The 9,957-nt window shown below is 64.1% G+C and carries 8 protein-coding genes, 1 tRNA gene and 1 pseudogene; 4 read left to right on the top strand and 6 right to left on the bottom strand.

The window, feature by feature from the left end; all coding sequences use genetic code 11:
- Window positions 1–133 (bottom strand): transposase (locus EET13_RS32705; RefSeq protein WP_136623119.1); only part of this gene is annotated, 133 nt, incomplete at its 3' end.
- Between EET13_RS32705 and EET13_RS06165 the strand changes: the two genes are divergently transcribed.
- Together EET13_RS06165 and EET13_RS06160 are read left to right on the top strand one after the other, a co-directional pair.
- Entirely contained in the window at window positions 132–530 is a 399-nt protein-coding gene (locus tag EET13_RS06165; RefSeq protein ID WP_122441450.1) for a tyrosine-type recombinase/integrase, read from the top strand. The two genes, EET13_RS32705 and EET13_RS06165, sit on opposite strands and share 2 nt — an antisense overlap.
- A 5-nt stretch (window positions 531–535) precedes the next feature.
- A tRNA-Ile gene (locus EET13_RS06160) sits at window positions 536–609 on the top strand.
- Between the two features lie 434 nt (window positions 610–1,043).
- Here the strand turns inward: EET13_RS06160 and EET13_RS06155 are convergent.
- Both EET13_RS06155 and EET13_RS06150 read right to left on the bottom strand, forming a co-directional pair.
- Window positions 1,044–1,873, bottom strand: a pseudogene (locus EET13_RS06155) (type I restriction-modification system subunit M); the annotation flags it as partial.
- Between the two features lie 174 nt (window positions 1,874–2,047).
- Window positions 2,048–4,024 (bottom strand): PE domain-containing protein, encoded by a 1,977-nt coding sequence (locus EET13_RS06150; RefSeq protein ID WP_122441451.1) that lies wholly within the window; start codon window positions 4,022–4,024, stop codon window positions 2,048–2,050.
- Window positions 4,025–4,321: 297 nt separating this feature from the next.
- On the opposite strand from EET13_RS06150, the gene EET13_RS06145 reads away from it, so the two are divergent.
- Window positions 4,322–5,146 carry a hypothetical protein gene (locus EET13_RS06145; RefSeq protein ID WP_244603791.1) on the top strand — a complete coding sequence of 275 codons (825 nt, stop codon included), beginning with the start codon at window positions 4,322–4,324 and terminating at the stop codon, window positions 5,144–5,146.
- 40 nt (window positions 5,147–5,186) lie between these two features.
- Here the strand turns inward: EET13_RS06145 and EET13_RS06140 are convergent, their stop codons facing one another.
- The 3 genes from EET13_RS06140 to EET13_RS06125 all read right to left on the bottom strand — a co-directional run bounded on the left by EET13_RS06140 (window position 5,187) and on the right by EET13_RS06125 (window position 8,523).
- Entirely contained in the window at window positions 5,187–6,458 is a 1,272-nt protein-coding gene (locus EET13_RS06140; protein ID WP_122441448.1) for a TolB family protein, read from the bottom strand.
- Window positions 6,455–7,141: a hypothetical protein gene (locus EET13_RS06135; protein ID WP_136623118.1), complete on the bottom strand. Its 687-nt coding sequence runs from the start codon at window positions 7,139–7,141 to the stop codon at window positions 6,455–6,457. Before EET13_RS06135 ends, EET13_RS06140 begins: the two co-directional genes overlap by 4 nt.
- Before the next feature lie 437 nt (window positions 7,142–7,578).
- Window positions 7,579–8,523, bottom strand: a complete 945-nt coding sequence (locus tag EET13_RS06125; RefSeq protein WP_122441445.1) for a DUF389 domain-containing protein — start codon at window positions 8,521–8,523, stop codon at window positions 7,579–7,581.
- Window positions 8,524–8,624: 101 nt separating this feature from the next.
- Between EET13_RS06125 and EET13_RS06120 the strand changes: the two genes are divergently transcribed.
- Complete coding sequence (locus EET13_RS06120) at window positions 8,625–9,491, top strand: TPM domain-containing protein (RefSeq protein WP_122441444.1); 867 nt, start codon at window positions 8,625–8,627, stop codon at window positions 9,489–9,491.
- Window positions 9,492–9,957: the final 466 nt, after the last annotated feature.

The following is a 9,957-nucleotide window of genomic DNA, read 5'->3' as shown; positions in this document are numbered from 1 at the left end:
AAAGTGGTCCACCGGGATCAGGCCGGGCCGCGCCACCAGCCGCCGCCATCCGCCGGCGTTCATCACGGACCCACGTATGCAGCAGGTTCTCGTGCAAATCCAGTTCGCGGGCAACTTCAGCAACGCGTGACATAGGAGCATCCTTCCAGGGACCACCGTCCCGCTATCTCAGATGTCCACCGCTTCTGGGGAACCTCAGCCATCGAGGCGGGCACCTGCCCATCGAGGAGTACCGTCGAGCGTTCGACAAAGCTTGCAATGCTGTGGGAATCACTGGGCTTGTACCGCACGGGCTACGGCACACCACGGCGTCGCTGGCGATCAGCGCGGGCGCTAATGTCAAGGTCGTGCAGAGGCTTCTAGGACACGCGACAGCGGCCATGACTCTTGACCGCTACGGGCACTTGCTCAGCGACGACTTGGCTGGTGTAGCGGACGCATTGGGCAAAGCGATCGAGAGCACTGCGGTATCACTGCGGTATTCAGGACCCGAGTACGACGAAGCGGAGACAATATCCACAGCTAGTTAGCACCGGGGGCGGTAGCTCAGTTGGTTAGAGCCGCGGACTCATAATCCGTTGGTCGCGGGTTCGAGCCCCGCCCGCCCCACAGTTGAAAGTCCAGATCAAGGGCTGTTGGGTCAGCTGCACGGATAGGTGACATCTGAGTTGGCTTGCCCTGAAGGGCGGGCTGGCGGGATGTCCTTGTGCCCAGGCCTTATCCCCACGAGTTTCGCGACGACGTCGTACGCGTGGCCCGCAACCGCGACGATGGCGTGGCCCAGCCAGTCACCGATGCCGAACTCGTTGAGGCCTAACCGCGCCAACGCCCTGTTCGATGCTCACCGAGATGATCCGGAGTTCGGCTATCGCTTCCTGGTCGATGAGGCCGGTGAGGCTGGTCTGTCGATGGCGGCGCGCACCGGCTGGCGGATCTGTTCGGACAACGGCTGCTGGAGTGCGTTCGGCAAGCGCAAACGCGGTAAGGACGCCAAGACCGGCCCACCGGTGCACGACGAACTGGTCGGCCGGTAATTCACCGCACATACAGAAGTCGAAGGTGCGGTCCCAAACTGGTCATCGGCCAAGGTGTCGCCGAACCGAATGTTGCCGGCATCCTGTCCTTTGGCGATCATGTCGGACTTGCAGATTGCGTACGACTGGTCGTTGATCTCCTGCCCATACAACCGCAGCCGGGAATCGGGGTTGCGTTCCAGCAACCGTTCCTCGGCGACCGACAGCATGCCGCCGGTGCCGGCGGTGGGGTCGTAGATCGTGCGGACGGTGCCGGGCTCGAGGAGGGCCTTGTTGTCCTCGGCGAATAGCAGGTCCACCATGAGCCGGATCGCGTCACGGGGTGTGTAGTGCTCGCCTGCTTCCTCGTTGGAGGCTTCGGCGAATTTGTAGATCAGGTACTCGAAGAGGTCACCCATCTCGGCGTTGGGCACCGTGTCCGGGTGCAGGTCGACTTCGGCGAACTTCGACGTCACCAGGTACACAGCCGGCTCTTTTCGTCCAGGGTTGCCAGCTCATTTTCGAACTTGAACCGCTCGAACACGTCGATGTTGGCCGGACCCGCTGATGCAGTCCACCAGGTTGGCCCGCAGGCCTTCGGGATCCTCCAGCAAACGGGGGAAGGCGAAGGCGCTGGTGTTGTAAAGTCCGAGCCCGGTCCTGCGTTTCACCTGGACATCCAGTGCTCCGCCGGTGTACTTGGTGGCCAGCGCCCGGAACTCGTCGCGAGTGGGTTCCAGGACACAGTCGAGGCGCCGCAGAATCGTAAACGGCAGGATCCCTCCGCCGTACTGGTGCGGCTTGTATACGCCACGCGGTTGGTCCGCGATCCCCCACACGAATTTGCCCAGCTTGCTCAAAACCCGATCTCCCCTCCGCAGATGCGTCACCTAGAGCGTTAACGACAACTGGCCCGATCCGTTGGCTTGGTTGGCCACACCGTGCCTTGCCCGGAGAGCTGCCGAGGCTTGTCGCGCAGCGTTTACCGGGCGCGACGGGTCCCCCCGGGGCGCCGCAGGCACGGTTCGAAGTAGCTAGGTGAGGAATGGATTGAGAACGGGCGGGATGATTTGGTTGCCGGTCACACCGGTGAGCCGGACCCAGATCTGTGCGGGGATGTTAAGCGACTGGTAGAACGCAGCGCCGAGCCATGAGACGGGTAGCTGTAAGAAGCCGGGCACCGCATCGACGATGTTTTGTATCGGGGCGTACACGAAGTACGGAATGCCGGCCGCCAGCGTGCGTGACCCCAGACTCAGGTTGGTCACGATGTCGGGATACCCCTGTCCGGCGAAATCGGCGCCGAGGACACTGAACAGGTTGGGACCGGGATCAACGTAGGTGCCGTCGAACGCCACGGACGTCAGCGGCGCGCCCTGCATATACGGCAGCGGCGGAATGCCGAATTGGTCCATGATCGTCGGCGTCGTGCTGACGATTTGCCACGAGTTGTTGATATAGCCGTCTCTCACATCGTTGAAGGCCTGATCGAAGATCAGGAATGTCGCTGTCTCACGGGGCGATTGGAAGCCATGAGTGAGGCCGAAGTTTTGGGGTCCGGTTTCACCATGGTCGGTGACCACGAGCGTGGAGAACTGCTCGGTGGGGTTGGCCTGCTCCCAGTCGGCTACCGCTCCTAGCAGGCCTGAACCGCCCATACTTGTAGGAAGTTGCCGACCGAGGTTGTAGTCCATGTTCCGAATAGCCTCTTGGTACTGTGGCGAATCTCCGCCGTACATATGGGCGTTTTCGTCGACCCCTACGAAGTAGGAGAAGATGAGATTGCCCTTGCTTGGATCGGCGGCCAGAATCGCGGCCTGAGATTTTTGGCCGACCAGATTCTGCGTCGCTATCCAGTTCGTGTCGCCCGCGATCTGCGGGACAAATTCGATGTGGTCGGCCGGGTATGTGCCTGCGCCGGCGATGTCGGTGATGACGGGCCAGTTGCCGATGACCGTGGTGTTGACCTGATCGCCCCAAGTGCCCTCGAGCTGGTTGTACACGGTTGACCAGGTGTCGTATGTCCATGGGGTGAAGACGTTGTTGGTCACGCCGGCCGTCTCGCTCCACACACCGGTCTGCATGGTGGTCCACGAGGGGTTGGAGACGCTGGTGTGCCCGACGATGGTCGATGCGGAGGTGACGCTTTGTTGCATCAGCGCGTGGAAGTTCGGTGTGCCAGCGGGGTCGGCCAGGATTGCCGCCAGATTCGTGCCGTCCGTGCCGATCAACAAGAAATTCGCATCCGGCGCCATCGAAAGCAGAGCAAGGACCTGTGCTTGAGACACCGACAGGACGGCCGGATGCTCCCCGGTGCTGCCCATGGCTCCCGGCGCGCCGAACAAGGACAACGCTCGCCCGCCCAACCCTCCGGTCCCGGCGTCGATAGGTCCTAATCCGACCCCGCCGGTACCGCCGGCACCGCCATTGCCCAGCAACCAGCCACCCGTGCCGCCGATCCCGCCGGCCCCGCCCCCGATACCGCCGATGCCGCCGGCTCCGCCGTTACCGATCAACCCGGCACTGCCGCCGGGCCCTCCCCGCTGGCCGACCGGACCCGACCCGCCGGTACCGCCATTGCCCCACAGGAGCCCGCCGTCGCCACCGGGCTGCCCGCTGCCGGGCAGGGCATTTACCCCGTCGCCGATCAGCGGCCGCCCCAACAGGAAGTTCGTGGGCGCATTGATCGCCTCCAGGGCGTCGTCGATCAGGGTCTGCAGCGGGTTGACATTGGCCGCCTCCGCGGCCGCATAGGCCAAGCTGGCGTTGCTCAATGCCCTGACAAATTGCTCGTGAAACGCCGCTACGTGCGCACTGAGCGCCTGATATTCCTTGGCGTAGCCGGAAAACAGCGAGGTAATCGCGGCCGATACTTCGTCGGCGCCAGCAGCCATCAGCGTGCTGGTCGGCGACAAAGCCGCCAGATTCGCCGCCCTGATCGTGGAGCCGATACCGGCTGCATCCGCCGCGGCTGTCGTCAGCACATCCGGCGCAGCGACTAGGTAAGACATCATGGTCCTCCAATCCGGCAACTTTGCGGCCCGTCGGACGATGTGAAGAGGCCCATAATCGCACGATTTGGCCCGCAGATAAATATGACTATGACATGAATCGCCGAGGCGGTTGGCGCGGGATTGCACGCGAGATCGGGCTCAGGAGAACTCGGCGAGTCACCATCGTTTTCCGGGATGGTGTGGCAGGATTTGGTGCTCTACTAATGAGCAATGCGATTCCCAGTTTTTCTCGCCGTTCTCCTTGGCCTCGCGGCAGCGGTGAGCGGGGGGACGGCGCATGGTGAGCCGCCGGCGATGCCGGACCTGAGTGGCTACCGCACGGTGCCAGCTGACGATTTCGTCGCAAATGGTGTGGCGTACTTCCGAACTCCCGACGGGCTGCAGTGCGCGATCCTGCCGGCGATCACAACGGCCGGCTGCGATGGACGGCTGCCTGCGACGCCGGCTGAGGTCGACGAAATCGTGCTGGCTGCCGATGTCAACTCGCGGGGCTTTCACGCAACGTCGAATCCGTTATTCGCTGCACCGGCCGGTCGTGCCGCTTCGGGTCTGGCAGAAGGGTCGAAAATCGCCTACGGGGAGTTCGAATGTGCTGTCGGCTCCGGGCCAACCACGTTGTGCACGAAGGGGACTCCGGTGACCCAGTGGATGGTTATCACTGCCGCGGGCACCGGTATCGGTCCCGCGACGGAAGGTCTGCCACCGGGCTTTCCCGATCCCAACGATTTCGTCGTTGGTGACGACACCTACGTCGTGGGTAGCGGTCCCAAGAACATGTTCCCCGTCTTCACGGTCGAAGGCGGTCTTACCTGCTCGATCCGCATCTTTAGTGGAGGTGAAATCGGTTGTGACGGAACGCTTCCCGGCGTTAGCGGTGGCGAAAACGAGATTTTCGCGCAACTGCCGGGTGCCCCCGGCATCCGGCGCACGGACAGTCCGAAATTCAGCAACCCGGACTACCCCGGCACAATAAAGCAACTACCGGTCGGGCACCGGGTGAAGGGGATCGGCGCCACCTGCATGGCCATCACCGGAGGCGTGGCCTGCTATGGCACCCTTGCCGGCCGTACGCAAGGTTTCCAAGTGTCGCCGGCCAAGACGATGACGTTCGGTGGGTGACCCGAACGTCATCGACCCGCGGCGGTCCAGAAAGTGTCGGTTACCTCGGTCCACTCGTGCTGTTGTGCTGTGGCGCCCATGCGAAAGCGTCCACACCCGTGTCGACCTGCTTGGGCGTGCGGTTGGAAAGATCGGTGACGATGAGGTGCTTTCCGGAGGATGCGTCGAGGTAGCCGACGACATCGCCCGGTCCCCATACCGGCCCCGGACTATCGGCTGCCACGTTCGGGATCGTTGTGCCGGACAGCCTTAACTGTGGATCGAGAATCTGAATGGTCTTCGATGATCCGTCCGTACTCGCTTCGGTGAATGCGATTGCGCCGGAGAACAATGCCGCAATGTCTGTGTAGGATCCCTGCCCGTTAAAGAGCGACATCGGTGGGGCCGGGGGATTGGTGGGTGCCCCGCCGGGTGTGGCGGAGTAGACGCCGGCGTCGCGCAGGGCGAACGGGATCCCGGCGTAACCCTCACCGGAGGCGTTGCCGTTGGTGAACAGGATCGCCTGGCCCCCGCGGTCGTAGGCCACGGAATAGGCGTTGCTGTCTTTCACGACGGGCGTTGAGGTTGCTCCCACAGCCAGGACGTTGACGTCGACGGGGGACACGTCGCTGCGCCCGCCCGTCCAGGCGATGTGTTGGCCGTCGGGAGCCCACGCGTACCCGTCGTCGGCGAACAGTCGCTGCTGTGGCGATACAACAGCACCGCTTGCGGCATCAGCGACGAGGAGGAAGCCGCCCCCTTCGCCGGCCTCGAGGAAGGCGACCCGGTTGCCGGTGGGAGACCAGCGCGGGTGCACGATCGGCGTGCGCGCATCGCCCGATCCCTGGCCGCCGTATCTCGGCGGAAGCGCAGCCGGGTCGACCAGTCGGCGCGGCGCCGCCAGCGGTGCGTGCTCCGGCGAGAGATCGAGAACCCACAGCTCGCCGCCGTAGTCGGAGGCTTTGGCCTTGTGAATGTATGCCACATGCGCGAGGTCGGGGGATGGCGCCGGGTCGGTATCCGCCGGTCCGGTGGTGAGCTTGCGGCCCCGCGTACCGGCGGGGGCGCTGATGTAGAGAGAACCGGCCTTCGTGTAGAACAGCGCGGCCTGCGAAGGGCCGCTCGTCGCGGTGCTCAGCGTCAACGGTGCTGGTGTGGTCGGATTCTGCGTCGTCCTGGTTGTCGAAGCGCAGGCCGCCACGGTTAAGGCCGCGACCTGCGCCAGGATCCAAGCGGTCAGCACCCGGGTGCAGCGCCCGGAGCCGTCGCCCAGGCTGCGGACCGGACTACCAGGCCCGCACCAACCAGCCCAGCCGAACCGGTAAACGGTCATCCCGGCGAGCGCCCCTGATAAGCCCCATCGACGTACTCGTCGCAGAACTGCTTGCCGTCGCTGCCTTTGAAGCAACAATGTGAGTAATTGATTCCGGCATCACCCCTCCAGGCGCTGTACGTGCCGCCGGAGGCTGCGCAGTCGCTCTGGATTTGTTGCGCCCTAATCCAATTGAACAAGCTGGTCGGGTACGCCTGGCCTTGATACCCCACGTAGGCCACGCCAAAGAAGTGATCGGCGTCTCGCGTCCACGCCACAGCTCCATCTCTGATCTGCCAGTCGGTGCCGGTACCGCGCCCGCACGCGATCAGTCCGTACCGCTTGCCGTCCGATCCTCTGACCGCCGTGGCCTCGGGTGATTGCATTCCGGGGCAGGTCGCGGGCGCCCACTCCGGGCCTTTCACGTAGGCGTTGAACGCGTCGTACATGCTGCTGGAGTCACCGAACAACCAGTAGGTGGCGGATGTGGGGCCGCCGGGCAGCGAATTGTCACGGCAGTTCACCGCGGCTAGCGCACCCTTCGAGTCGCCCGAATCGGCCGGTTTGCAGGAGTTGCCGCCATACCCCGCCGGCAGCACGCGCAGCAGGTCGGCTAACGCATCGGCGCGGGCTGGCGAGGCCGCGGCGATGGTGGCCACGAGAGCCATCAGGATGGCCGAAGCGACGCGAGATGCCCGAAGCATGGAGCTCATGTTCGACCCGCGCCGGTTCCCGCCATAGGGACTTTCTGCCCTCGCCCACCCGCCTTTATGCCCTACATGAGGCGAAACCTGGGGGGGTATTTCTGGAAGCTCTGAACCCCGTCTCGTGAGGAGGCTTCGATGTCTCGAATATTCGCCGCCCGGCTAGCGCTGGCAGCAACGTTTTTCTGCTCGATCGCCGGCGTCGCGGCCACGCCCGCGGCGGCCGAGGCCCCGACAACGCCTTGTATAACCGCAGGGGAGACTGACGACCCCGCGGACGTGGTTGCTGCGCCCCAGGACACCCCGACGACCAGCTGTAACAGCGAAAAGCAGGCCTGCATGTCGGCCAGTGTGCAAATTGGCATTTACGGGGAGAGATATGTGCCGCCCGACGCGGTCGCCCAGTGCATGGAAGCCTATCGGTCCTGCATTGCCAATCAATCCCCTGGCCAAGGATAGGGGCCGCCCCGCCGGCGTGAGCCGGTACGCAGATGGACCCACAGCACCAGCACCCCTGCCAGTACGATCCCGGCCAGGTTCACCCCGAGTTGTACCGCGGACTGTCGGGCGACCTGCCAGTCGCCGACGGTGGCGGCGACCACCGCGAATCCGGCGGCCGGGACGGTCGTCACCGAAATGAACACACCGACCAGCGCGGAGGATTTCGCGGAAACCAGCGATAGCATTCCGGCCGCGCCGGCGAACAGCGCGACCACGAAAGACAGCGGACCGACCTGAAAGATGAAGTCCACCTGTTCGAGCTGCCGGGTGTTGCCCAGCTTGATCCAGCCCACGGCCTCACCGGTGAGCACGCCGACCGCCGTGACGAACATCGCCGACGGGAAACCGACGACCAGCGCCAGCACCGCTCGTCGAGCGAGGTAGGCGCGGCGCCGCACGATCGCGACCGCGAGCGCGGCGAGCGGCCCGAACTCCGGGCCCACCACCATCGCGCCGACAACCGTGACCGGGGAATCCGTCACCACCCCGACGGCCGCGATGAGACAGGCCAGCGTCAGAAACGTCAGGTAGGTGGCGTTGAGCGTGGACTCTTCCCGGGTGCGCTCGACCAATTCGTCCCAGATCACCGCGTCGGCGGGATCGCCGTCGGCCTCTTCCTCGGCGCGGTATGCCGCCGTGGACACCACCGTGTCGACCACATCGAGGGTGATCGCTCCCTGCCGTTTGAGCCCGAGCGCCTTGAGCTCGTCGATGACGTCGTTGGCGCATTCGCGCGCGATGTCGGCGGTGATCTCGTCGCCCCGTGGATCTAGTGCCGCCTCCCGGTGCACGACGACGTGGGTCACCCCCACTTCGCGGCGAAGGACCTGAAGCACCGAATCGCTCGACTCGGTCGGCGAGATCACCCGCAGATGAAGCATTTACGCACAGTAGCGGCACCCGGCGGTCCGGGTTCGGGCCCGCGTGGACAACGTTGCAAGTGAGTGGCCGGCCCATCCGCGGATCGGGCTAGGTTACCCGTATGCGCTTGGTCCGCCTCATCGGTGCCGTCCTTGTGACGATCCTTGTCGGGTTGCTCGCGGCGACCCCCGCTGGGGCATTACCGCCATCCAAGCTCACCGGTCACATCACCGACAACACCGGCGCGTTGACCGATTCCGGCCGAGCGGCGGTGAGTTCGGCAATCGACCGGCTTTACCGCGACCGGCGCATCCAGCTGTGGGTGGTCTACGTCGACAACTTCTCCCGGTTCAAACCCGACAACTGGGCCGAGCGAACCCGCGTCGCCAGTGCGATGGGCGACCAGGACGCGCTGCTGGCGGTGGCCACGAACACCAAGTTGTACGTTCTCTCCCTGCCGCCGACGATGCAGGTGCTCACCGCAGACGAGCTGAACAGCGTGCGCAGCAACAACATTGAACCGGCGGTTACCGCCAGGGACTGGAGCGGTGCCGCGGTGGCTGCGGCCGAAGGATTGAACAAGGCACCGAGTTCCGCGAAATCGGCGTGGCAGCCGATCGCGATCGCAGTGGCCCTCGTCGTAGTACTCCTAGCCCTGGTGGTTGCTGTGCTTTACCGCAGGCGCCGCCGGCGGCTCGACCGCGGCGATGTCTACGGCAACCTTGAGGTACCCGAGCAAGACTTGGGGCAGGCGCTGGCCCGGGCGGACGCCAGATTGCGCCAAATTTCCGACTATGTCGCAAGGCATCGCACCAGTATCGGCGCCGAGGCCCGAACCCGACTTGAAGAGGCGAAACGGCATCTGGCGGCGGCGCATGGCAAGCAAGCAACCAACGAGTCCGAGGCCATTGGGTATGCCAACCGGGCTTCGGCGCTGGCCGCTGAGGCGCAAACGTTGGCAAATGCTGACGTGCTCGGGCACCGCTGATCCTCGGCGAAGCTTTCGGGTCAAGCTCAAGCATTGCCAGCGTGATCGGGCCGCGCTGGACGGGCAGTAACGCGAGAAGCCTTCGTCGCTGCGGCAGAATTCGAAACCCTTGAGACTTGTCTACACATCACTCGAATTGTTCTGGAGTGAGCGTGAACCGCGTCGTGCGGTTGTTCGACCCTGCGAAATATCCGGGCCGGCAAGTAATGACTGCTGAAATCCATTACAGAAGCAATAGTCGATGCAGTTTTGAATTGCATCCTTGGTGAAGGATTCGGCATTGCTAACTCGTGCCTCCGGTGAAAATTCGTGCGGGTGCGAGCGCAGCCGAAGTCATCTTGTCGTTTGCCATGAGCTTGGGACCAGTGTGACCTGATTTTTGCCAGGGTGATGGGACCACCTGGATTGCCAGTTATGGGACCACCGGCGCGTTGCGTCGGTGGTCTCTTCGTTTGCCCGTTCGATC

Origin of the sequence: Mycobacterium attenuatum (assembly GCF_900566085.1) — a bacterium.
Classification (GTDB): Bacteria; Actinomycetota; Actinomycetes; order Mycobacteriales; family Mycobacteriaceae; genus Mycobacterium; species Mycobacterium attenuatum.
This window is presented reverse-complemented; position numbering and strand designations above follow the sequence as displayed.

Coding starts and splice junctions, on each gene's coding strand:
- EET13_RS06120 (WP_122441444.1), top strand. CDS start 8,625: ATGCGCTTGGTCCGCCTCATCGGTGCCGTCCTTGTGACGATCCTTGTC.
- EET13_RS06145 (WP_244603791.1), top strand. CDS start 4,322: ATGCCGGACCTGAGTGGCTACCGCACGGTGCCAGCTGACGATTTCGTC.
- EET13_RS06140 (WP_122441448.1), bottom strand. CDS start 6,458: ATGACCGTTTACCGGTTCGGCTGGGCTGGTTGGTGCGGGCCTGGTAGT.
- EET13_RS06150 (WP_122441451.1), bottom strand. CDS start 4,024: ATGTCTTACCTAGTCGCTGCGCCGGATGTGCTGACGACAGCCGCGGCG.
- EET13_RS06135 (WP_136623118.1), bottom strand. CDS start 7,141: ATGCTTCGGGCATCTCGCGTCGCTTCGGCCATCCTGATGGCTCTCGTG.
- EET13_RS06125 (WP_122441445.1), bottom strand. CDS start 8,523: ATGCTTCATCTGCGGGTGATCTCGCCGACCGAGTCGAGCGATTCGGTG.